Genomic DNA, 22,622 nt, shown 5'->3' with positions numbered 1-22,622 from the left:
AGTTATGAAAGCAGTTATAATTGATGATGAAAAACATTGCCGGGAAGTACTAACTACATTATTGGGCAAATACTGCTCCGATGTGGAAATAACAGCTACTTTTTCAAACGGTGCAGAAGCTTTGGAGTCAATGGATAAAAATAGTCCTGATATTTTATTTCTTGATATTGAAATGCCAGGCATGAATGGTTTTGAGTTTCTTGAACGTACTACGCATAAAAACTTTGGAATTGTTTTTACCACTGCTTATAACGAATACGCCATAAAAGCAATCAAGCACAGTGCACTGGATTATCTGTTAAAGCCTATCGATAAAAATGAACTGATTGAAGCTGTTGAAAAAGCAAAACAACAGAATGCACAGAAAACATCATCTCGTGTAGAGCAGTTGCTTTCTTCATTAAACCTAAAAAAAGAATCCAAACGTTTTGCTGTACCTACACTCGAAGGGTTAATTATGTTGAACTCCGAAGAGATCTTATACTGCGAAAGTGATGGTCCTTACTGCACTTTTCATTTTACCACACAAACAAAACCACTGCTTACTTCCAAAACACTGAAGGAAGCGGAAGAAGTGTTACAGGGCAGCGGCGAATTTTTCCGTGTTCACCATTCATTTCTTATTAATTTAAAATTTGTACAAAAGTACATTCGTGGTGAAGGTGGTGAAGTGATCATGAGCAATGGAAAAAATATCCCTGTAGCCCGTAGCCGTAAGCAGGATTTTATGAAAGTGCTGGAAAGAATATGATGAAATAAAAAAAGAAGTCCGTGGACTTCTTTTCGTGAATAATTTATACTGCCTGCGCTTCCATTTTTTTCTGCACTTTCTTTCTGTCATCTTCATTCAGTATCACCTTCCGCATACGGATGAAGTTTGGAGTTACTTCAATACACTCATCCTGCTGAATGTATTCCATGCATTCTTCCAGTGTCATTAAAGTTTTAGGAGCAATGCGTGTAGCATCATCACTGCCGCTTGCACGGTGGTTGGTCAGTTTTTTTCCTTCTGTAGCATTTACTACCAGGTCACCAGGTTTAATATTTTCTGCGATGATCTGTCCAGCATACACTTCTTCACCCGGATCCACAAAAAAGGTTCCCCTATCCTGAAGCTTATCTATTGAATAGCCGGTCGTTCTATCTTGAAGTTTTGAAAGTAATACACCGTTATTTCTTCCGGGAATCGGGCCTTTCCATGGTTTGTATTCAGTAAAGCGGTGAGCCATTACTGCTTCACCAGCCGTATTTGTGAGCATTTGTGAACGTAGACCGATCAATCCTCTTGAAGGAATTTCAAATTCAAGATGCTGCATTTCACCTTTTGTTTCCATTACATGCATCTCGCCTTTACGTCTTGTTACGAGATCAATTACTTTGCTGGCAAATGCCTGCGGCACATCCACTACTAAATTCTCATACGGTTCACTTTTCACACCGTTGATCGTTTTTACCAATACCTGCGGCTGACCTACTGTCAACTCATATCCTTCACGGCGCATAGTTTCAACTAATATTCCTAAGTGCAGGATACCACGACCATATACATTAAAACTATCGCCGCTATCTGTGTCTTCTACTTTTAATGCAAGATTCTTTTCTGTTTCCTTCATAAGCCTGTCACGTAAGTGACGGCTGGTAACAAACTTTCCGTCTTTACCATAGAAGGGTGAGTTGTTAATGCTGAACAGCATACTCATCGTTGGTTCGTCCACACTGATAACCGGCAATGCTTCAGGGTTCTCCGCATCAGCAATTGTATCGCCGATATTAAAATCTTCTATTCCTACTACCGCACAAAGATCACCTGCTATTACTTCAGTTACTCTTTTCTTGCCCATTCCTTCAAACACATACAGCTCTTTAACTTTCGTCTTTTTGATTGAGCCATCTGCCTGCATCAATACCACCTGCTGATTTTCTTTTATTACTCCACGACTTACTTTACCAATCGCAATACGGCCTAAAAAAGAAGAATAATCCAGTGAAGTGATCTGCATTTGCAAATAACCTTCATTCACTTTTGGTGGAGGCACATGTTTCAAAATACCATCGAGCAGCGGATCGATTCCTTCGATCTGCGTCAGCGTATCATTGAACCAGCCATTTTTACCCGAACCATAATAAGTAGGAAAATGCAATTGTTCTTCTGTTGCATCAAGGCTGAAGAATAATTCAAACACCGCATCATGCACTTCATCTGGACGACAATTTGGTTTGTCAACTTTATTGATTACAACGATCGGGTGAAGATTTAACTGCAAGGCCTTCTGCAGTACAAAACGTGTTTGCGGCATCGGACCTTCAAAAGCATCCACCAGCAGCAGCACGCCATCAGCCATTTTCAAAACCCTTTCTACTTCACCGCCGAAATCGGAGTGACCGGGAGTATCAATAACATTAATTTTAACATCCTTGTACACCACCGCTGCATTCTTACTGAAAATGGTGATACCACGTTCCCTTTCCAGATCGTTACTGTCCATGATAAGCTCACCAGTTTCCTGGTTATCGCGGAACACTTTAGTAGCATGTAAGATCTTATCTACCAGGGTAGTTTTACCGTGGTCAACGTGGGCTATAATTGCAATATTTCTAATATCCATACTCATTTTTAAACGAGCGGCGAAGGTACGCCAAATCAGCGGGGCAGCGAAGAAAAAGGAGATGTTTATTATGTATCAAATTGTTAAGCCTTGATTGGGCTGATGTTGCAAGTTTATCCTGAGCTTGTCGAAGGACACTCTTGTACTGAAACAATTCTACTCAGCAATTTTAATAGTATCTTAATCCCATGAGATTAAAACTGGCTATTGTCGCAATAATTCTCTTTGCTTTCTCTCAAAAACGGGAAGAAACCAACTCGTGGATTCGTATCAATCAACTCGGCTATCAACCCAACGGAGTGAAAGTAGCTGTATGGTGTAGCAAGGATAGTGTGCGGCTTAAAATATTTCAATTAATAGATGCAAATACAAAAAAGATAGTGCTTACAGACAGCACAAGAAAAGCATTTGGTAAATACGGTCCATTCAAACAAACTTATCGCCTCAATTTTTCATCATTTAAAAAACCGGGTAGATATTATTTACAGGCGGGCGGGGCAAAATCCCCGGAATTTGAAATTGACGAAGACGTATATAAAGGAGCCGCTGATTTTTGTTTACGTTATATGCGACAGCAGCGTAGCGGATTCAATCCTTTTTTAAAAGATAGTTGTCATACACATGATGGTTATGTGTTGTATGGTGAAAAAGCAGGTATACTTGACAGTACATATATAGATGTTACCGGCGGCTGGCATGATGCAAGTGATTATTTACAATACAGTTCAACTTCTGCCAATGCAACATATCATTTACTTGCGGCATACAGGGATTTTCCAACTGTGTTTGCTGATGAAAAACTGGCTAATGGCCTGGATGGGAAAAACAATTTACCTGATGTATTAGATGAAGCGAAATGGGGGCTCGATTGGTTATTAAAAATGAATCCAAAATCAAATTGGATGTTCAACCAACTCGGTGACGACCGTGACCATATGGGCATGCGCATACCAAAAGAAGACACAAACTTTTATGGAAAAGGATTGGAAAGACCTGTATATTTTTTAAGTGGTGAACCACAGCAGCGGGGAAAGTTTATGAACAACACAACTGGTACTTCATCTACTGCTGGAAAGTTTACAAGCGTATTTGCTTTAGCCCAGACTTTATATATCACTGATAGCTTATTTAAAAGAAATGCAAGAATCAATGGATACTATGATAGAGTAATGGAGGCATACAATTATGCAAAGAAGAAAACCGGCACAACACAAACAGCTTCTGTCAGATCGCCTTATATATACGCAGAAGATAACTGGACTGATGATATGGAGTTAGCCGCTGCATCTATGCATTCGATGCTTTCAAAAGAAAAGAATAGCACAGGTGCCCACGGGTGGTACCTCGTTCAGTCAGTTGATTATGCAAAACAAGAAAAGATCACACCCTGGTTGGGTGCAGATACAGCCAAACATTATCAATGGTACCCTTTTATTAATGTGGGTCATTATGAATTAGCAAAAGAATTAAAGACTAAAAAAAATGGGCCTAAACAGGAGGGAGGTTATTATAAAAGTTTTGTAGATAATTTCTGGAACAATTCAGATACGATCATTGGCTTTTACAAAGAAGGAATACAACGTGTATGGAACAAAGCAAAACAAAACGCTTTTTATCGCGGCATTCCTTTTATCTGGTGCAGTAATAATCTTACAACTTCATTTGCTATTCAATGCTATTGGTACAAACAACTCACTTGTGATAAAATATTTGATGAGCTGGAACAGGCCAATTTCGACTGGTTGTTTGGTTGCAATCCCTGGGGAACTTCAATGGTATATGGTTTACCATCATGGGGTGATACGCCTGTTGATCCGCATTCTGCATTTACGCATTTAAAAAACTACCCGATAGATGGTGGATTGATTGATGGCCCTGTATATACAAGCATTTATAAAAATCTTATCGGCATCAAATTGTATGAACCCGATGAATATGCAGAGTTTCAAAGTGATCTTGCTGTTTATCATGACGATTATGGTGATTACAGTACTAATGAACCGACAATGGATGGAACTGCATCATTAATTTATTTACTAGCTGCGAAGGAGGCACAAAGCAAAACAAAAAAGTAACTGCCTCCGGTACAGGAGGCCTTAGCTATAGTAATGGCGGAATCATAAGAGGCGATTCAACACAAAAGAAAATTGCATTGGTTTTTACCGGCCATGAGTTTGCCGAAGGCGGCGATTTTATTGCCAGGAAATTAAAAGAAGAAAATATAAAAGCGTCTTTCTTTTTTACCGGTAGCTTTTACAGAAACCCTCAGTTCTGGCCTGTTATCCGGCAATTGAAAAAAGACAGTCAATACCTGGGTGCACATAGTGATGATCATCTATTGTATTGCGACTGGCAGGACAGAAAAAAACTACTCGTTACAAAAGATCAGTTTATGATCGACCTGTTGAATAATTATGGGCAGATGACGATGTTTAAAGTCGAAAGAGAAGATGCACCCTTTTTTCTGCCACCGTATGAATGGTATAACGACACTATTTCTACCTGGACAAAAAAAATGGGGCTTCAACTTATCAATTACACCCCCGGTACACTCAGTCATACAGACTATACCAATGAAAACGATAAAAATTACCGCAACAGCGAAACCATTTACAACTCTATTATTAATTATGAAAAAACAAAACAAGCCGGGCTGAATGGATTTATTCTGCTTATGCATATCGGCGCAGGGCCTGGAAGAACTGATAAATTTTATGATCATTTGCCTGAGCTGATAAAATATTTAAAATTAAAAGGTTATCAGTTTCAAACAGTTGACAAGCTTCTTAAGACTGATTAAAATCATATCAGTGATTTAACAAAACCCCGCTATCCCCTCACTACTTACCACTCTCCATTCCTTATCTTTGCGCCTTCAAGTTCAACTTATGCAGTTCGAAAAAATTCACAACAAAGGCCAGGCCCAACTCTTTAAAAATCCCTGGCTGGAAATGCTTACCAAAACCCATCCGTTGGTTATCTGGGGTATGTACACACCTGTTATAATTTATATGTTATACTATAGTGGTAACAGTCTCGGTTTTACAACTACGTGGATCCTTCTTACATTTTTGGGCGGTATGTTTTTCTGGACCCTGTTTGAATACATTGCTCATAGGTTTTTATTCCATATGATAGCTAATAGCGGCCGTGCAAAGAAATTTGTTTATACACTTCACGGCAATCACCATCATTATCCTAGAGACAAGCAGCGACTTTTTATGCCGCCGGTTCCAAGCATTATTTTGGCTTCCGTCATTTTTGGTTTGATGTACCTCATCATGCGTCAAACTACTTTTATGTTCTTCCCGGGTTTTATTCTTGGCTACCTTATGTATGGCACCATGCACTATGCTATCCATGCATGGAACCCGCCATTCAAATGGATGAAACCACTTTGGAGAAATCATCACCTGCATCATTATAAAAACGAACATAATGGTTATGGCGTAAGCTCTACCATCTGGGACCATATATTCGGTACTATGTTCGATCTGAAAAATGAAAAGGAAGATAAAGAGAAAGTGAAGGAGCTGATGTTTGAAAAGAAAGACTAATTACCATTTTTCTTCATCATTAATATTATTATCCCGCTTACTGAATTGTTGGCGGGATTTTATTTTTTGCACTTGCCTTTCAATCATCAAGTCAGCAATAATAAGTCCGGCATTGCTATCCGTGTTTTCTTTCAGTAGCAACTTGAGTTTAGGTTCGCTTATATCCATCCGGTAAAGTATACCAACCAGTTTTTCAAAATCAGTTTGAATCAGGTGGTTAAGATGCGCAGAAAGTTTTTCCCTCAGCTCATCCATTGAAATGGATTCAGGCAAATCAATATTCAATGTCTGGCTTAATGCTGGTATCAGATCTGCGCTAATCTGTGTCATCTGTAGTTAAAATTTTTCTATCACCCCGAGACTAAACAAGGCAAAATCATATTTCACCGGGTCATCTTTATCCAATTTACGCAAAGCTTCTGTGAGTTCAAGGGCTGTTTGCCAGTCCGTCTGTTTTCTTTTTATCAAACCCATTTTTCTGGCCACTCTTGCCACATGCACATCTATAGGGCAGATCAATGCTGAAGGTTTAATATTTTTCCAAAGACCAAAATCAACTCCCCTCTTATCATTTCTTATCATCCATCTTAAAAACATATTTACCCTTTTACAAGTTGATTTTTGTAGCGGGGAGGAAATATGTTTCTCTGTTCTTTTCAAATGATCATATGCAAAGAAGTATTGTTTAAAATGATTTAAACCTTCTTCTGTACTCATATCGACTTTTGGAAAGAACGCTGTTTCCAGCGAATCATGTTCTTTAAAATGCCGGCAAAAGAAATCAATGAAATAATACAGATCATCTGTATTAAATGTTCTGTGCTTAAATGATCTTAATTTTTTTAAATCGGTTGGACTGTGATTAATGCAAAATTCATAAGGTTGCTTACCCATCAGGTTCAACAACTCTCTGCTTTTATTGATAATTGTGGTGCGGTTACCCCATGAAAATATAGCCGCGAAGAATCCGGCAATTTCTATATCCTGTTTTTTTGTAAACAGGTGAGGAATGGAAATGGGATCGTTTTTAATAAAAGAAGGTTGATTGTATTCATCAACCTTCTTATCAAGATATGTTTTCAGCTCCCTTAATGTCATACGCAAAAGTAAGACACCCGTCAATTACATACGAACTACTCGACAACTCTATCGCCTCTGATAAGCCGCAATATTATTGCAATTATTGCAACTACAAGTAACACATGAATTAAGTTTCCTGCTGAAAAAACAAAAAACCCAAGAAGCCATCCGATTATTAAAATCACTGCAATTAAATATAGCATAGCCTGCAATTTTAGCGTTATCAAATACACAATTTCCTTACACCTGATAGGATTTACTAATATAATGCCAAAGTTGAGGATTGATGTTTACCCAATTGCTTTCCTTAAATCTTCAATAAGATCATCTGCATCTTCAATGCCTACACTTAACCGGATCAAAGAATCGTGTAAGCCATTCTTTATTCTTTCTTCTCTTGGAATAGAAGCATGTGTCATTGAGGCTGGGTGATTGATCAAACTTTCTACACCGCCAAGGCTTTCTGCCAGTGAAAATAAATGGGTTGATGATAAAACTCTCCTGGCCTCCTCTACACTGTCGTTTTTTAATTCAAAAGAAATCATCCCGCCAAAATCTTTCATTTGCCTTTTTGCAACCGCATATCCTGGATGATCTTCAAAACCGGGCCAGTAAACTTTTGCAACTTTAGGATGTGCTTTTAACCAGTGTGCAATTTTCGCCCCATTCTCACTATGCGCTTTCATGCGAAGTCCCAGTGTTTTTATTCCCCGCAATACTAAAAAACAATCCATTGGGCCGGGTACAGCGCCACAGCTTTTTTGTATAAAGTATAATTTATCACGCAGGTCTTTATCATTCATCATTAATGAGCCCTGTATTACATCACTATGACCACCGAGATACTTGGTAGCGGAATGCATTACAATATCTGCTCCCATATCAAGCGGATTTTGCAAAGCTGGAGAAGCAAAAGTGTTATCAACTGCCAGTAAAATATTTTTTGATTTGGCAATTGATGCAACAGCGGTAATATCTGTAATATTCATCAATGGATTGGTTGGTGTTTCAATCCAGATGAGTTTTGTGTTGGCGGTAACAGCATTCTTTATATTATCTGCATTTGTCGTATCTACATAAACGAATTTGATCCCGAATTTTTCAAACACTTTTGTGAATAAGCGATAGGTGCCGCCATACATATCATTAGCACAAATCACTTCGTTTCCGGGTTCCAATAATTTGATCACTGCATCCGTTGCTGCCACACCACTGCTGAATGCTAATGCATATTTCCCGTTCTCGATCATTGCATAAGCATCTTCCAATGCTTTGCGGGTAGGGTTTTGGCTTCTTGCATATTCGTATCCTTTATTTACTGCCGGTGCTTCCTGTACATAAGTACTGGTTTGATAAATGGGCGGAATAATAGCACCCGTTGAAGGATCAGGGCTCATTCCTGCATGGACGTATTTTGTTGCTGACTTCATATTTAATTATTTCAGAGCGGCAAAGATGAGAAATTATAATTTAAAAGATCATTTGACTTGCTGATTGTTGTATTCATTTACCACTCATCAGTGACAAATTTCCTTTAACAGTTAGTTAACCCTATGTTTAAAATTGAGTAATCATGCTTCAGCAGCTTTGCTTATTCTTTCATCGCTCAAGTTTCAGGCTTCATCGGCCTTAACCTTTATTAACCTGTTTTCGGGAGCTGTGACAGATACCGGTTATTGATATTCGCTTGTTATCGCTTTGTATAGCAGGTATATTTAAGTAAATATTTGTTCATTATAAAACCTTCAGCCATGAAAAAAATCTTATTATCAGCAGCAGTATTATTGTTCATCAACGCCAGCTTCGCTAACAATCCTCCCGAAGTAAATGAAAAAGTTCTGGAGGCTTTTAAGAAAACATTTAATACGCCACAGGAAGTAACCTGGTATGAAAATGAAAATAGTTTTGAAGCCCGTTTTGCATCTGATGGAATAAGAACAATTGTCTGGTATAATAAAAAAGGAATCCTGGTCCTCACACACAGAAATTATGATGCCTCCAAATTGCCTCCGATGATTTTAAACAAGCTGAGTACCGAACTACCGGATCAAAAAGTTTTGGGTGTAACAGAAATTACCAATAAAACAGGCATGCAGTACTACATTACTCTTGAAGGTGAAAAAACCTGGATGAAAATAAAAGCCGATGTGCAGGGTGATTATGAGATTTATGAAAAATTCAAAAAAGCATAGTGGCTACTTATTGAAAAGACTGGCAGCAGAAAGATAACGCCAGTCAAAACTCTCAGCCGCATGTGCATCATGCGGCTGAATTTTTTTATTCAGCACTTCCGGTTTCAGAATTCTCTGTTCCACCAGTTTTGCTTTTGCATCCTGTATCATTTGCTGAACGACGGAATGTTGCATCCATTTTTTTTGAGGTGGTTCAAAACCTACCTTATCTGTCCGCCATACAATTTCTGCAGGTAGTTTTTCCTTCATGCTTTCCCGCAGCAGCCATTTTGTTCTTCCTTTTCGTATTTTAAACTTTGATGGCAGTGCAAATAAAAACTCAACCAGCTCATGACTTAAAAAAGGCAAGCGAACTTCTCTTCCATGTGCCATGCTGTTACGATCTGCATAACGCAATAATTCTTCAAGACCATGAGTGAATGTATTAAACCGCAACACACCATTGAGATTGTAATGTGCCGGAGTGGTATAATAAGCCTCCTTGCTTTGCAGTTGCACAAATTCTTTTGACAAATCAGGCTGGCGCAGTGCATTGAGCAGGTACTGTCTTTCTAAAACAATAGAAGCAAAATCAGGAAACCAGGCTGCAATAGCATTTTTAAAACCAAATTTTTCATTTATTCCCAGTTGATGAGCCGCTTTCAATTCTCCACTCCGAAAGAGTTTTAGCTTTCTGAACAACTCCTGCCAGTACCATTTATAGTATTTCGGATAACCTGCTAATATTTCATCTGCGCCTTGTCCATCTAGTAAAACCTTTATGTTATGTTGCTTTGCCAGGCCATATACTTTATACTGTGCCATTATACTTGCACTTCCAAAAGGTTCTTCCTGGTGATAACAAAGTTTTTCAAAATCATTTACAATATCTGATTCATTTACTTCTGTAGTGTATTGCTGAAGATTAAATTTTTCAGCGATCAATTTTGCATACTTAAATTCATCTCTTTCAAAACCGGGAAATACGGCGGTGAATGAAGTAAGTGGATTAATCAGTGAAACAATTGATGAACTATCCAGTCCGCCACTTAAGGAGCTGCCGATAGCAACATCACTTCTCAATCTTTTTTTAACAGAAGCCTGTAACAAATAGTTGAACTGTTCAACTGCATCTTTATCACTGATCTTGTCATTTATAATTTCAGCATCTACCTCCCAATACTGATCAATGCTTAATTCATTTTGATGCGCATAAAAATTCAATCGGTGTGCCGGTGGCAGTTTAAAAATATTTTCATAGAAGGTTTCTTCCGGTTTATCAGGATTATCTGTATACCCGATCGTAATAAAATTGAAAAGCAGCTTCAGGTTGGAGGTACGTTCAATGCCGGCTGCCCATAGCCCCTTCATTTCGCTGGCAAATGTGAATATTGAATCCTGGTAATGATAAAAAAATGGCTTCTCGCCAAACCGGTCACGGGCAGCAAACAATACCTCGTCTTCACTATCCCAGATAGCAAATGAAAACATCCCATCGAAATGCTCTACACATTCATCCTGCCAGTAATCATAAGCAGCAGCAATTACTTCAGTATCTGTTTTCGAGTGAAAGCTGTAACCGTTCTTCTGTAACTCCTCACGCAGTTCAATATAATTATAGATCTCACCATTATGAATAATTGTGTAGCGGTTGAGATAATGCATCGGTTGTGAGCCTGCATCGGATAGGTCGATAATTGATAATCGCCTGTGACCAAGTGCTGCGTTTGCTTTTTCATTTATCCAATGCCCTTCACCATCCGGTCCTCTGTGCGCCAAGGCGTCAGTCATTTGCTGAATACTTTTTTTCAGCAATAACTTGTTATCATCATTTCTTTCAGGAGAAGATTGAATTATACCTGCAATACCACACATGCAATGAAGGTAACAATCATTGCGGAATGACAGTTATTCAAATATAAAATCGATAGGCAAATTTATCTCGTAGTTATCCCAGCCCACCAGCATATCAGCACCTTTATCACTTTTATCAAATATAATGGTGAAGTACTCTGTTTGATGATCTACCATTTTAACCGGCGCTTCAAAGCGGAATAGGTCTTTTGAAATATCGGGGTGAAGCCCCCATGTATCGACGTTGGAATTAAAGACAATCGTCCATGTTTTTTCATTAGGAATGCAATACATGATGTAACGTCCGGGCTTTATCTTTTTATTCTGGATAGTTACTTCCTTAAAGAATTGTATTTCGGTAGATTCATTGGCTCCTAAACGCCAGGGTTCGCCGTATTTTAAAATATCAGTAAATAATTTTCGTCCGTTCAGATGTGGCCTGCTATAAATAACCCTTACGACCAAAGGAGTGGTAGGCTCACGACTCATATTGAGTTTATAATACTCAACCGGAAAATAACTCATGTCCATTGGTGACACATCAACTGTAGCATATACATTGACACCATAATTATGATTGTGCTGAGTGACTGGTATGCTATCAACCTTTGGCGTTTCCTCTTTTTCTTTTGGAATAGTTTCATCCGTTGGTTTGTTGTTATTACAACTCAGGATCATCATGCAAATAAATACCCAAAAAGCAGTCTTATAATTTTTCATACACTTAATTAAAATGTCATCGGTATTGAAATTTTTACATTATCCCAGGCAACAACCAGGTTAGCCCCGGTAAATGTTTTATCAAAAACCATTGAAAGCGATTCGATCACCTCAGTTGTTTTTTCCACAACTACATCTGTCCGCAACACATCTTTTTTGGCATCATATTTAAATGCACCCCATATATCGGTGTCCTTATTGAGAATAATCGTCCATTTATCTTTTTCCACTATGGCGTACAAAGTATATCGTCCTTTCTGTATTTTTTTCCCGGCTATTTTTACATTTTGATATAGTTCGATCTCTGTTGCTTCATTGGCACCCATTCTCCACACTTTTCCATACTCCACCAGCTCACCAAATACGATACGCCCTGCCTTTTGAGGACGACTGTAAATAACCCTTGCTATAGGGTAATCAGCGGCCTTATCCCTTATTTTCAGTACCGGGTAATTATCCGGGTAGTAAGAAATGTCCATTGGCGATTTATCAACCGCCGGCAATTTGGTTCCTTCTGTTTGCGCTGTTGAAATGACAACCATCGATAACAAAACGCAGCTTAATAACAAGACTTTTTTCATGTGTATAGAAATTATAAGATTCAAAAATAACTGAAACCCCTTTCAGAATAAAACCATTTATCTAAATCATTTGTTTTCCAGCAATGCCTTGAACCTGCTTTCGGTAAATTTCTTAATATCCTTTTCAAACAGGTCATAGCATTTCTGAAATGTTTCAATATGTGTTTCAAAAAGCCGGAAAGCAGTTTCACTTTCTGAAATATAGCTGGCCCTTCTTACCAGCCCGCCAAAACTTTTTTCAATACCCCAGGCTTGCCTGTAGTTAAATAACCAGTTTTGTGATTTCATATAAGGAAACATCCGGGCAAATTTTTCAGGAAACCAGTTTTGTCTCTCCTCAAGTTGCTGGTAGGTGTGTTGGGTAAATTCAAGAAGCGATTTTTCATTAAACAGTTGCTCATCGTTTGCAATAAAATAATCATATACCACATCTACAAAAGCAGCTGCGTATAAACGGTAATGCGGCCGGAAAATTTCCTTAGCCTGCCGGGTTGCTTCGTGTGTGTCTGTGAACTCATCTATTTCCCGGTGTAATTGAATACCATGTTGAATACCGGGGGGGTAAGCAAATTTCTTTTTCCCTTTTACAAAATCACTGATCATATTGCCCACCAGTATTTCGGGGTTGTTGTAGGAGAAATATGCATGACCGAGATAATTCAAAATAGAGAATTAAGCTTTAAAGTTAATGAGCCAAATGTTAAGTAAATGACAGTTCTGTTAACTATGATTAACAGATGCTACCGTTAATCAAATTTGTCTTGTGTATAGGTGTAACACAGGATAGTTTTGTATCGTCTAACTAAGAAAGGATCTAAAACCATAAAACCTTAAACCAGAATCATGAAAAAGATTGTTTTAGCAGCAGCGCTGCTGATAAGTACAGGCATCACTACAGTTTTTGCAGGAGTGCCGGAAATAACCGCCCAGGTAGTCGCAGCATTTAAAAACCAGTTTCCCTCAGCTACAGAAACAGAGTGGTCAACAGGAAGTAATTATTATAAAGCAAGTTTCCTTTATAATAACAATTATGTGAACGCTTATTATTCACCCGAAGGAAATTTTCTCGCCACCCTCCGCAATATTTCATCTGTTGACCTGCCGGTATTGTTGCAGGCAAATTTGAAAAAAGATTATTCCTCTTTTTGGGTAAGCGATCTGTATGAAATGTCAAAAGAGGAAGGGAGCAGCTATTATGTAACACTTGAAAATGCCGATCAGAAAATTGTATTGAAGTCTTCAAACGGAAGTGTATGGACTCAACACAAGAAAACAGGTAAAGTTTAGCAGTTAGTTTTTATATATTCTATGCGAAAGCATAAACAGTAGTTTTGGTGTGTGGTAAAACAAGCCCTGATGTGCCAATGGCAGTCAGGGTTTTGTTTTATACAGTCAGTCCAAATCATTTATTTTTGCAGCCCCGCAATGTCTCGGTTTATTTCGATCTGAAGGCGGTCTTTTAAAAAAATCAATTATGAACAAAGGACCCGTTTCCAAATTTGTTGAACATCATTATCGTCACTTCAACGCTGCCGCCCTGGTAGATGCAGCCAAAGGCTATGAAACGCATTTGCTTGAAGGCGGTAAAATGCTTGTATCTCTTGCAGGTGCTATGAGTACTGCAGAACTCGGTATTTCGCTTGCTGAAATGATCCGCCAGGATAAAGTGCATATTCTTAGTTGTACCGGGGCTAACCTGGAAGAAGATGTAATGAACCTTGTTGCACATTCACATTATAAAAGAGTGCCCAATTATCGTGACCTAACCCCACAGGAAGAATGGGATCTATTAGAGAATCATTTTAACCGTGTAACTGATACATGTATTCCGGAAGAAGAAGCATTCCGTCGTTTACAAAAACACTTACACAGGCAATGGGCAGAGGCGGAAGCAAAAGGCGAACGTTATTTTCCACATGAATTTTTATACAAAACCGTTTTAAGCGGCGATCTGAAACAGTATTATGAAATTGATCCTAAGGATAGTTGGATCGTAGCGGCTGCTGAAAAAAATATTCCGATCGTTGTACCGGGTTGGGAAGACAGTACTACCGGAAATATTTTTGCCAGCTATGTAGTAAAAGGCGAACTGAAAGCCAGTACTGTAAAAAGCGGAATTGAATATATGGTATGGCTGACAGAATGGTACCGCAATAATTCATCCGGTAAAGGGGTAGGTTTTTTTCAGATTGGTGGGGGTATTGCCGGCGATTTCCCGATATGTGTAGTGCCTATGATGTATCAGGACCTGGAATGGCATGACGTTCCTTTCTGGAGCTATTTCTGCCAGATAAGCGACTCTACTACTTCTTATGGTTCATACTCAGGGGCTGTGCCTAACGAAAAAATTACCTGGGGCAAGTTGGATATTAATACGCCCAAATTCATAGTAGAAAGCGATGCTACAATTGTGTGTCCGTTGATCTTTGCGTGGATATTGGGGTGGTAAACAACACTCTTCTCGCTAAAAAGGCGGATTAGGCCGAAAAGTCTTCACCCGTTGCTTCGTTAACAAAAGCAACGGGTCTCTTTCCTTTCTTCGTAAATACAGGCCGGAATGGGTTTGTATATTTGTATCTATAAAAATTCAGTGAGTTATGATCAAGACAGGTAATCCAATTATCAGCATTTATACAGAAATGACGCCTAACCCGGAAACAATGAAGTTTGTGGCCAACAAACTTTTATACCCTGGCAAGAGCATTGATTTTCCTGATGCAGAAAGCGCCAAGCCTTCACCACTTGCGGTAGAATTGTTTGGTTTTCCTTTTATCAAAGCTGTTTTTATTGCCAGCAATTTTGTTACGCTGAGCAAAACACCTGACACTGACTGGCAAGATGTAATTCCTTCTATCCGACAATTTTTGAAAGATTACCTGGAAGAAGGAAAAGCGGTGATCAATGAAGATGAGGTTGTGAGCATAAAAAAAGAAAGCAGCAACGAAATAAGTGCCGATGATGATGACGTGGTAAAACGTATAAAAGAACTACTGGAAAATTATGTAAAGCCTGCTGTTGAAATGGACGGTGGTGCTATTCAATTTAAAAGTTATGATGATGGCGTGGTAAACCTGATGTTGCAGGGAAGCTGCAGCGGATGTCCTTCGAGTATGATCACATTAAAATCCGGAATTGAAGGAATGATGAAGAGAATGATACCGGAAGTGAAAGAAGTTGTTGCAGAAGCAGAATAACCATTCATAAAGATTTTAAGAAATAACGGAGCGAACCTGGTGTTCGCTTTTTTTATTTTAATATGTTTACCGGATAATAAATAGCCATGAACCAAACAAATGCTCATGCAATTGAGACTTCAGAACTCAATTACATGTTTCGCCACGGAAGAAAGGTGGTGAACAATGTAAGTTTAAAAGTTCCCGTAGGAAGTATATTCGGATTCCTGGGTCCGAATGGCGCCGGTAAAACAACTACTATACGACTGCTTACCGGTATGCTTGAAAATGATCGTGACAATATTACTATTTACGGCAAATCATTAAAGAAAAATCTTCCCGGCATTTTTGAAGGAATCGGTTCGTTGATAGAAACTCCTTCACTCTATCTTCATTTGAATGCCCGTGACAATTTAAAAGTGATCACCCGTTTAAGAAAAATGGATGAAAAAAAAGTTGATGAAGTTTTACAGGTTGTTGGTCTTTACAATGACCGCAAAAGAAAGGCGAAAGAATATTCACTTGGTATGAAGCAAAGATTGGGCCTTGCAATGGCCTTGTTGCCTGATCCATCCTTACTAATTCTTGATGAACCAGCAAATGGGCTTGATCCTGCAGGTATCATTGAAATAAGAGAACTGCTGAAAAGACTGAATAAGGATCATGGTAAAACAATTTTTGTATCGAGCCATTTATTGAATGAAGTAGAAAAAACCTGTACACATGTTGGTATCATACATAAAGGTGTCATGCAATTCCAGGGAACAATGGCTGACTTGCAGGAAAGTGCCGGTCATGGTAAACTGGTAACGATAAAAGTGGATGATACAGCAAGATGGAAAAATTTGTTTACAGAAAAATATCCGCAGGCAACAGCTTTATTAAGTAACGAATTTGTTTTGCCGGTTGAGAATAGTGATGATATTACAAACATCACCCGTGAATTGGTGATGCAGGGAGTTCCGGTAAGAGGGGTTCGCACTAATGAAGGATTGGAAGAATGGTTTATTAAAATGACATCAAACTAATTGTTATGAATTTCTTTTCTGATTATATAAAAGCATTTAAAGCAGAGTGGTTAAAGTTGAGAAACTCTGGAACATTTTGGTTGGTACTGCTCATGGCTGCGTTTATTCCTGCGATCTTTACATTGGTCGGTTTATTAACAACTGAAAGTGATTTTACATTTGTTGCTTCGGAAAATTCATGGAAAAGGCTTGTCACCAGTTGCTTTCAAGGTTTTGGTCTTTTTCTCTTTCCAATTTTTCTTACACTTCTTGTGATACGTCTTACACAAATGGAACATCGCGGAGGTGGGTGGAAGTTGATAGAAGTACAACCAATTTCTAAACCTTCACTTTACCTGAGCAAATTCAGCATATCTGTACTGGTGGCATTCCTATGTATAGTTGCCCTTTTATTTTTTAGTTTACTAGGTGGCACTATTATTATGTTGGTAAAAAACAGTCCGGGTTTCACCCAACATTCAATTCCACTTGAATTCATCACTCGTTTCGGACTAAGATTACTCGTTGCGGGCTTGGGTGTTTTGGGTATTCAATATTTATTTTCTGTTGTCATCAGCGGATTTCTATTCCCCTTTTCTATAGGGTTGGTTGGCACAATTGCAGGATCAATATTTTTTGCAATGCGTAAAGTATTATGGTGGCCATACATGGCTCCGGGGCTTACGGTACTAAATCCGGATGGCAGTAGTGCAGGAAATTTTCTGATGTATTATGAATGGCTAAGTATTGCGTGGATGGTGACTGCATTATGGCTTGGCTATCAATGGTATGTGCGAAAAACTTTTAAAAGAGCTTTCTTTAAACCCATTCCAAGGATCCTTTATATGCTTGTGCCCTTGGGTTTGTTCGTCGCAGTCTTTTTATATATAAATAAGCCAATTCAGCTCCCTTCACATAGTCGTACTGTAATTGCCGGAACTGTTGAATCAAAAGATAAATTCCAAACGGCATATTTGTTTGCTGAGCCCCTGATGGATACTGTTCTTGAAATTCCCATAACTGATAATCGATTTAGTGCAAGCACGGAAAAAAATATTCCTGCGGGTGTTTATTCATTTAGACTGGGTGCCATCAATCAAAAGATCTTTTTTGGAAACAAGGATAGTTTGTTCCTTAAGGTAAAAATTGATGGCATTAGTAATCGGCTTACTTCATCAGGAACCAGGATCCCCGAAAATGAGTATTTAAGAAATGGAACCGATAATAATGACAATGGTAGTGATAAATATAGGCTGGAACATTATGGTTCTGAAATGACACCAAAAGCATTTGCGGCTGAGGTCATGCGGCTTTGGAATGACGAGGTTGATAACCTGGATAATTATAAAACAGCAGATAATTTTAAACCAAACAATGATTTTATTGCTTTACAGAAAAAATTACTTTCTCTATACTACATAAAGTTACTCGATGGTAAGTATGCACAGTGGTTCAAAGTGTATCATCCAACCGAAACATTGGAATTTCCAAAATCTGTTGATGCGATCAGGAATGCAGTTAGTTATAATGATAGCACTCTTCTTAGTTACTCTATGTATCGTGATAACATTGCTGACTATTATCAGCAGAAATATAAATTGAATCCTTCCAATGATACGGCTTATATCTCAAAAGTAGCAACCGTATTACCAGCAAGCACATTAAGAGATTATCTTGTTTATAATAAAATAAAAGGACTTGTTGGCAGAACAAGGGATAGTGCAAGCAGGGAAATGCTGATCGAAAAATATCTTCCGGTTATCTCACAACAAAAAACACAGCAGCAAATACTGGCGCTGCATTACACGTTAAATAGTTTAACTCGTGGAAGTGCCGCTCCTGATTTTACTACTACAGCATTAAATAAAGACTCTTTCTCTCTTAAAAATTTTAAAGGACGTTATGTGGTGATAGATGTATGGGCGACCTGGTGCAGAACTTGTACTGGGCAATCGGCCATCTTTGAAAAGATTGCAGAACAATATACAAGTCCTTCGGTTGCATTTGTTGCATTATCCATTGACGATAGTAGATGGGAATGGCAAAATGAAGCTAGTCAAAGATCAATGCGGGTGTTGCATTTGCGTAGTAATAATAAGGACCAGTTTAGCAGATCTTATGGCGTTGATTATATGCCTCGTTATATTTTATTAGACCCGGATGGTAAGATATTGAATGCACAAATGCCCGAACCAGGTAACCCTGCTTTTATAGAGTTATTAAAAAGAGAAATTCCCGGATTTACAAGCTTATAAGAGATGAAACATTTCTTTTTTATTCTTATTTCATTTTTAAGTTTCTATTGCTGTGTTGCACAGGAAGAATATTCTATTCAGGATCTGAAGTCAGGAAAATTTAAAGAAGACAGCAGTTATATTTATTTGCTTCCTTTTGAAAACAAAAAGAAAGTTTTTTTAATACAAGCCTATGAAAGCAAGATGAGCCATAAGGGTGAACGGGCATTAGATTTTAAAGTAAAGAAAGGAACAAAAATTTGTGCAGCAAGAGATGGTGTGGTTATTGCAGCAAGAGAAGATTCTGATGAAGGCGGACTAAAACCGGAAAATCTTTCTGATGGTAATTATATTTCTATACAACACAAAGATGGGTCTGTTGCGCATTACTGGCATTTGAAAAAAGAAGGAGCAGAGGTTAATGTTGGTGATACTGTTTCTGCCGGTCAACTGATTGGTGAAAGCGGCAACACGGGTTACTCTGCATTTCCTCATTTACATTTTGAAGTTGTGGGCAATGATGTAAGTGGCAATTACAAACAATTGGCTACACGTTTTAAAACAAAGAAAGGAATTAAATACCTGCGGCCATCAAAATTTTACCGGGCTATCCATTGATGGAAAAAGGTTTTTAGTCCGGGCATTATTGTTTAACTTTCAAAAAACAAGGCTATGTTAGTAGTGTATATTATTTTAGGTATTATCCTCGGCATTTTACTGCTTGCTTACTTAATGCCTTCAAAGTTCATGGTTGAAAAAACAACGATCATAAAAAAATCAGTGGCCGAAGTAATGGACAAAGTTGGCAATCTTAATTTTTACAGTCAATGGAATCCCTGGCAGCAGGCGGATCCGACAGCCAAAGGAACGATAACGGGTACACCCAAAACACCCGGACATAAATATGGATGGGTGGGAAAGAAAACAGGGGTCGGATTTTTAACTCTCAATTCTATTGACGACAAACATATTCACTTCGATCTGGAATTTATAAAACCATGGAGCAGCAAAGCAAAAGATAACTGGTTGTTTGAAGAGTGGGGCGATGGCAGCGAAGTAAAAGTAACCTGGCAAAACAGTGGTGAATTACCCTGGCCAATGGCGAGATTGATGGGTCCGATGATCAATAAACAACTCAATCAACAGTTTGAAGCAGGACTGCGTAATTTGAAAAAAATGTGTGAAGCATAATCGCAGATCGATCTGAATTTCATGAATTGCCTATTGTTTTTGTTTTCCAGTTTACATTTCTTTCATTCAGGTAATTCAACACAAAATCAAAACAGTTTTTATATTTACCAACCAGTTCAGGTGGAAAAACTCCTTTCTCTGAAAAAAGATCTTGCGCCAGTAAGTTCACAACAGCGGTACAGGTGTATCCTGTAGTACGTGCCATAGAGGATGTTTTTGTTTCCTTGTCGTAATAATCAAGCAGGCTCCACTCAATCGTTTTACCTTCTCCATGCAATATCACTTTCATCACAGTCAGTTCTTCTTCTTCCAGGCCCAACTTCCATTCATTAAATAAAATCTGTGAAGTGACTTTTAAAGGTGAAATTTCTACTCCATTTACCTGGATCGGCTTTTCACTAAAGAAATTACTTTCCTTCAAAGAAATAATTATATCAACATGACCCGGATATCGCATTGTTTTCTCTTTTTGGTTTTTGATATGTGGCATTGTATATAATAAAGAACGCAACCCATCTGTGTTAAATGCTTCCAATGTGCCTACTTCATCAAACTGCAACCACTCTACTTCGCTTAAAGCAGGCTTGGTAAAAATAAACCCATTTTCCATTAACCTTGCTGGTCTTATGTATTCTTCAATTACATCTGCCGGTGAAAACGGAGCTTTGTATTGAAATGGTTTCTTTCTCACTTTCGGTAAACCACCGACATATATTTCAATCGCATCAATTTTCATTTCTTCATTATATCGGCCGACAATGAAATTGCTCATACCTGGTGCTACGCCACAATCAGTAATAACTGTAACCCTTTTTTCTTTTGCCAGTTTATCCAGTTGCAAAACATCTTCAGGAAAAAAAGAAATATCAACAATATTCTTTCCGCAATTGATCGAAGCTTCCAGTACTTTATAGCCCATAAAGCCCGGAACCGCGTTAACAATTATATCAAATGAAGAAAGATGTTGCGGGTAAGATGAATAATCACTGAGATCTGCCTGCTGTGTTTCAATTCTTGGGTTTCTTTTTTTCAGCATATCGAGATTAGTATTGCTTACATCAAATGCAGAAACATGATGACGGGAAGCAAGATCCATTGCGATAGCACTGCCAACCATTCCAGCGCCTAACACTGCAACTTTCATATAGCAAATTTTTGGGAAAGCAAAGATGCAGAAATTAAAATTTATACCACGGCGACGTTTATTTTTAAGCAAGTTTCGGGTTGATTTGGCTTTTGTATGTAAATAGTTTTTTGTTAAATTGAAAACAATGATAGATTACGAACGCATAAAAATGCAATTGAATTCATTCGATCAAACTTCCAGTAACAGCCGGATCTTGATGCGGTGGCAAAAAAAGTTTATCTAAGTCCGTTTTATCGGAGTCTCTTTTTTGTGAAGGCGCCGACTGAACAGAAATTTATATTCCTATATAACTATTACGATAGTACTTCCCCCGTTACATGTAGCAACTTTACCTGTGACATAAAACCCCCAATATTTATTGATAGTGGAGAATTATCCTCATCTTATAAGAAAGGGAATGTGGCAAGTCAAAAAACAGCCAGTATTAAAATGAGGCCGAATTTTTGTTCTGCAAACATTACACTAATCGACCCCTACTAATGTTAGCTAAAACCGCGATGATAATTGATGATGATGAAGACCTTGGCCGTCTGTTAATTCCGATGCTCGAAGCAAGGAAGATATTGACTTTACCTGTCTATTCGTTACACGAAGCTGAAGAATACCTGAGTTATATGAAGCCTACTGTTATCTTTCTCGACAATAGTTTTCCGGAAGGATTAGGTATAAACTTTATTCGCAATATTCATCTCGCAGATGAAGAGATAAAAATTATTATGATGACAGCCGAGTCAGCGAAATGGATAGAAGAAAAAGCAAAGGCAGAAGGTATCAACTACTTTCTCAGAAAACCATTCAGCATGAAGACGATCAATACTATTCTCGATAAGCTCGAACTTGGCAGAAAGTAGATGATGCTTTTACACCACTGTGGTGAGTCTGTATATTTAGCGTAGCATCAAACCCTCCCCAAATTCTCCATAGTCATTTCATTCTTAATATTTCCAGTGTTCAATGTGGTTCCTGGTTCAAACAAAACAACATGCACTTCGTCTTTTGCATTGGGCCTATGTTCAACACCCCTGGGCACTATTATAAATTCACCTTCATTGACAGTAACTGTTTTATCCAGGAACTCCATATCAAAACTTCCTTTCACTACATAAAACAATTCATCCTCCTGCTCATGATGATGCCAGACAAATGGGCCTTTGAACTTCACAAGCTTTACTTGCTGGCCATTCAGCTTACCGGCGATCTTTGGATTCCAATATTCGGAGAAGAGAGAAAACTTTTCGGATAGATTGACTTTTTCCATTTACTAAAATTAGTAAATGAAACCGAAAGTGATTCGGGGTATA

General features: G+C 38.3%; 22 protein-coding genes and 1 pseudogene. 12 read left to right on the top strand and 11 right to left on the bottom strand.

The window, feature by feature from the left end; genetic code table 11:
- Positions 1 to 4: 4 nt before the first annotated feature.
- Positions 5 to 751 carry a response regulator transcription factor gene (locus E6H07_05865; GenBank protein ID TMI65444.1) on the top strand — a complete coding sequence of 249 codons (747 nt, stop codon included), beginning with the start codon at positions 5 to 7 and terminating at the stop codon, positions 749 to 751.
- 43 nt (positions 752 to 794) lie between these two features.
- Here the strand turns inward: E6H07_05865 and typA are convergent, their stop codons facing one another.
- Positions 795 to 2,606: a translational GTPase TypA gene (gene typA, locus E6H07_05860; GenBank protein TMI66476.1), complete on the bottom strand. Its 1,812-nt coding sequence runs from the start codon at positions 2,604 to 2,606 to the stop codon at positions 795 to 797.
- Between the two features lie 188 nt (positions 2,607 to 2,794).
- Here typA and E6H07_05855 point away from each other — a divergent pair.
- Together E6H07_05855 and E6H07_05850 are read left to right on the top strand one after the other, a co-directional pair.
- A pseudogene (locus E6H07_05855) lies at positions 2,795 to 5,406 on the top strand (cellulase).
- Between the two features lie 88 nt (positions 5,407 to 5,494).
- Entirely contained in the window at positions 5,495 to 6,163 is a 669-nt protein-coding gene (locus tag E6H07_05850) for a fatty acid hydroxylase (GenBank protein ID TMI65443.1), read from the top strand.
- On the opposite strand, the gene E6H07_05845 is transcribed toward E6H07_05850, so the two are convergent.
- From E6H07_05845 to E6H07_05830, 4 genes are all read right to left on the bottom strand, one after another.
- Positions 6,164 to 6,493, bottom strand: coding sequence for a hypothetical protein (locus E6H07_05845; GenBank protein TMI65442.1), 330 nt, complete (start codon positions 6,491 to 6,493; stop codon positions 6,164 to 6,166).
- A 6-nt stretch (positions 6,494 to 6,499) separates the two neighbouring features.
- Positions 6,500 to 7,261 carry a TIGR02757 family protein gene (locus E6H07_05840; protein ID TMI65441.1) on the bottom strand — a complete coding sequence of 254 codons (762 nt, stop codon included), beginning with the start codon at positions 7,259 to 7,261 and terminating at the stop codon, positions 6,500 to 6,502.
- Positions 7,262 to 7,296: 35 nt separating this feature from the next.
- Positions 7,297 to 7,455, bottom strand: a complete 159-nt coding sequence (locus E6H07_05835; GenBank protein ID TMI66475.1) for a lmo0937 family membrane protein — start codon at positions 7,453 to 7,455, stop codon at positions 7,297 to 7,299.
- 78 nt (positions 7,456 to 7,533) lie between these two features.
- The gene (locus E6H07_05830; GenBank protein TMI65440.1) at positions 7,534 to 8,673 is read right to left on the bottom strand and encodes a cystathionine gamma-synthase; all 1,140 of its coding nucleotides are present in this window, start codon (positions 8,671 to 8,673) and stop codon (positions 7,534 to 7,536) included.
- A gap of 321 nt (positions 8,674 to 8,994) precedes the next feature.
- On the opposite strand from E6H07_05830, the gene E6H07_05825 reads away from it, so the two are divergent.
- Positions 8,995 to 9,435, top strand: coding sequence for a hypothetical protein (locus tag E6H07_05825; GenBank protein TMI65439.1), 441 nt, complete (start codon positions 8,995 to 8,997; stop codon positions 9,433 to 9,435).
- 3 nt (positions 9,436 to 9,438) lie between these two features.
- Here E6H07_05825 and asnB read toward each other — a convergent pair whose 3' ends face one another.
- From asnB to E6H07_05805, 4 genes are all read right to left on the bottom strand, one after another.
- Positions 9,439 to 11,289 (bottom strand): asparagine synthase (glutamine-hydrolyzing), encoded by a 1,851-nt coding sequence (gene asnB / locus E6H07_05820; protein TMI65438.1) that lies wholly within the window; start codon positions 11,287 to 11,289, stop codon positions 9,439 to 9,441.
- Positions 11,290 to 11,322: 33 nt separating this feature from the next.
- Positions 11,323 to 11,988, bottom strand: coding sequence for a DUF2911 domain-containing protein (locus E6H07_05815; GenBank protein TMI65437.1), 666 nt, complete (start codon positions 11,986 to 11,988; stop codon positions 11,323 to 11,325).
- Between the two features lie 8 nt (positions 11,989 to 11,996).
- The gene (locus tag E6H07_05810) at positions 11,997 to 12,569 is read right to left on the bottom strand and encodes a DUF2911 domain-containing protein (GenBank protein TMI65436.1); all 573 of its coding nucleotides are present in this window, start codon (positions 12,567 to 12,569) and stop codon (positions 11,997 to 11,999) included.
- Positions 12,570 to 12,635: 66 nt separating this feature from the next.
- The gene (locus E6H07_05805) at positions 12,636 to 13,172 is read right to left on the bottom strand and encodes a DUF479 domain-containing protein (protein ID TMI66474.1); all 537 of its coding nucleotides are present in this window, start codon (positions 13,170 to 13,172) and stop codon (positions 12,636 to 12,638) included.
- Between the two features lie 240 nt (positions 13,173 to 13,412).
- On the opposite strand from E6H07_05805, the gene E6H07_05800 reads away from it, so the two are divergent.
- The 7 genes from E6H07_05800 (at position 13,413) to E6H07_05770 (ending at position 20,174) form a co-directional block, all read left to right on the top strand.
- Entirely contained in the window at positions 13,413 to 13,856 is a 444-nt protein-coding gene (locus E6H07_05800; protein TMI65435.1) for a hypothetical protein, read from the top strand.
- A gap of 187 nt (positions 13,857 to 14,043) precedes the next feature.
- Positions 14,044 to 15,018, top strand: a complete 975-nt coding sequence (locus E6H07_05795) for a deoxyhypusine synthase (protein TMI65434.1) — start codon at positions 14,044 to 14,046, stop codon at positions 15,016 to 15,018.
- Between the two features lie 148 nt (positions 15,019 to 15,166).
- On the top strand, positions 15,167 to 15,763 hold the full coding sequence (locus E6H07_05790; GenBank protein TMI65433.1) for a NifU family protein: 597 nt from the start codon (positions 15,167 to 15,169) through the stop codon (positions 15,761 to 15,763).
- Positions 15,764 to 15,849: 86 nt separating this feature from the next.
- Positions 15,850 to 16,770 carry an ABC transporter ATP-binding protein gene (locus E6H07_05785; protein ID TMI65432.1) on the top strand — a complete coding sequence of 307 codons (921 nt, stop codon included), beginning with the start codon at positions 15,850 to 15,852 and terminating at the stop codon, positions 16,768 to 16,770.
- A 5-nt stretch (positions 16,771 to 16,775) separates the two neighbouring features.
- Positions 16,776 to 19,004 carry a redoxin domain-containing protein gene (locus tag E6H07_05780; GenBank protein ID TMI65431.1) on the top strand — a complete coding sequence of 743 codons (2,229 nt, stop codon included), beginning with the start codon at positions 16,776 to 16,778 and terminating at the stop codon, positions 19,002 to 19,004.
- A gap of 3 nt (positions 19,005 to 19,007) precedes the next feature.
- Entirely contained in the window at positions 19,008 to 19,601 is a 594-nt protein-coding gene (locus E6H07_05775) for a M23 family metallopeptidase (GenBank protein ID TMI65430.1), read from the top strand.
- A gap of 54 nt (positions 19,602 to 19,655) precedes the next feature.
- Positions 19,656 to 20,174 carry a hypothetical protein gene (locus E6H07_05770; GenBank protein TMI65429.1) on the top strand — a complete coding sequence of 173 codons (519 nt, stop codon included), beginning with the start codon at positions 19,656 to 19,658 and terminating at the stop codon, positions 20,172 to 20,174.
- Positions 20,175 to 20,193: 19 nt separating this feature from the next.
- Here E6H07_05770 and E6H07_05765 read toward each other — a convergent pair whose 3' ends face one another.
- Positions 20,194 to 21,318 (bottom strand): saccharopine dehydrogenase, encoded by a 1,125-nt coding sequence (locus E6H07_05765; protein ID TMI65428.1) that lies wholly within the window; start codon positions 21,316 to 21,318, stop codon positions 20,194 to 20,196.
- A gap of 482 nt (positions 21,319 to 21,800) precedes the next feature.
- Here E6H07_05765 and E6H07_05760 point away from each other — a divergent pair, with 482 nt between their 5' ends.
- Positions 21,801 to 22,172 carry a response regulator gene (locus E6H07_05760; protein TMI65427.1) on the top strand — a complete coding sequence of 124 codons (372 nt, stop codon included), beginning with the start codon at positions 21,801 to 21,803 and terminating at the stop codon, positions 22,170 to 22,172.
- A 47-nt stretch (positions 22,173 to 22,219) separates the two neighbouring features.
- Here the strand turns inward: E6H07_05760 and E6H07_05755 are convergent, their stop codons facing one another.
- On the bottom strand, positions 22,220 to 22,579 hold the full coding sequence (locus tag E6H07_05755) for a cupin domain-containing protein (GenBank protein TMI65426.1): 360 nt from the start codon (positions 22,577 to 22,579) through the stop codon (positions 22,220 to 22,222).
- Positions 22,580 to 22,622: the final 43 nt, after the last annotated feature.

The sequence above is a fragment of the Bacteroidota bacterium genome (assembly GCA_005882315.1).
In the GTDB taxonomy this organism is placed as follows: domain Bacteria; phylum Bacteroidota; class Bacteroidia; order Chitinophagales; family Chitinophagaceae; genus VBAR01.
This window is presented reverse-complemented; position numbering and strand designations above follow the sequence as displayed.

Bases quoted from the DNA above. Each gene is read 5' to 3' on its own strand.
- E6H07_05775 (TMI65430.1), top strand. From the start codon at position 19,008: ATGAAACATTTCTTTTTTATTCTTATTTCATTTTTAAGTTTCTATTGC.
- E6H07_05780 (TMI65431.1), top strand. From the start codon at position 16,776: ATGAATTTCTTTTCTGATTATATAAAAGCATTTAAAGCAGAGTGGTTA.
- E6H07_05795 (TMI65434.1), top strand. From the start codon at position 14,044: ATGAACAAAGGACCCGTTTCCAAATTTGTTGAACATCATTATCGTCAC.
- typA (TMI66476.1), bottom strand. From the start codon at position 2,606: ATGGATATTAGAAATATTGCAATTATAGCCCACGTTGACCACGGTAAA.
- E6H07_05755 (TMI65426.1), bottom strand. From the start codon at position 22,579: ATGGAAAAAGTCAATCTATCCGAAAAGTTTTCTCTCTTCTCCGAATAT.
- E6H07_05850 (TMI65443.1), top strand. From the start codon at position 5,495: ATGCAGTTCGAAAAAATTCACAACAAAGGCCAGGCCCAACTCTTTAAA.
- E6H07_05770 (TMI65429.1), top strand. From the start codon at position 19,656: ATGTTAGTAGTGTATATTATTTTAGGTATTATCCTCGGCATTTTACTG.
- E6H07_05830 (TMI65440.1), bottom strand. From the start codon at position 8,673: ATGAAGTCAGCAACAAAATACGTCCATGCAGGAATGAGCCCTGATCCT.
- E6H07_05785 (TMI65432.1), top strand. From the start codon at position 15,850: ATGAACCAAACAAATGCTCATGCAATTGAGACTTCAGAACTCAATTAC.
- E6H07_05800 (TMI65435.1), top strand. From the start codon at position 13,413: ATGAAAAAGATTGTTTTAGCAGCAGCGCTGCTGATAAGTACAGGCATC.
- E6H07_05845 (TMI65442.1), bottom strand. From the start codon at position 6,493: ATGACACAGATTAGCGCAGATCTGATACCAGCATTAAGCCAGACATTG.
- E6H07_05805 (TMI66474.1), bottom strand. From the start codon at position 13,172: ATGATCAGTGATTTTGTAAAAGGGAAAAAGAAATTTGCTTACCCCCCC.
- E6H07_05815 (TMI65437.1), bottom strand. From the start codon at position 11,988: ATGAAAAATTATAAGACTGCTTTTTGGGTATTTATTTGCATGATGATC.
- E6H07_05865 (TMI65444.1), top strand. From the start codon at position 5: ATGAAAGCAGTTATAATTGATGATGAAAAACATTGCCGGGAAGTACTA.
- E6H07_05760 (TMI65427.1), top strand. From the start codon at position 21,801: ATGTTAGCTAAAACCGCGATGATAATTGATGATGATGAAGACCTTGGC.
- E6H07_05840 (TMI65441.1), bottom strand. From the start codon at position 7,261: ATGACATTAAGGGAGCTGAAAACATATCTTGATAAGAAGGTTGATGAA.
- asnB (TMI65438.1), bottom strand. From the start codon at position 11,289: ATGTGTGGTATTGCAGGTATAATTCAATCTTCTCCTGAAAGAAATGAT.
- E6H07_05810 (TMI65436.1), bottom strand. From the start codon at position 12,569: ATGAAAAAAGTCTTGTTATTAAGCTGCGTTTTGTTATCGATGGTTGTC.
- E6H07_05825 (TMI65439.1), top strand. From the start codon at position 8,995: ATGAAAAAAATCTTATTATCAGCAGCAGTATTATTGTTCATCAACGCC.
- E6H07_05790 (TMI65433.1), top strand. From the start codon at position 15,167: ATGATCAAGACAGGTAATCCAATTATCAGCATTTATACAGAAATGACG.
- E6H07_05765 (TMI65428.1), bottom strand. From the start codon at position 21,318: ATGAAAGTTGCAGTGTTAGGCGCTGGAATGGTTGGCAGTGCTATCGCA.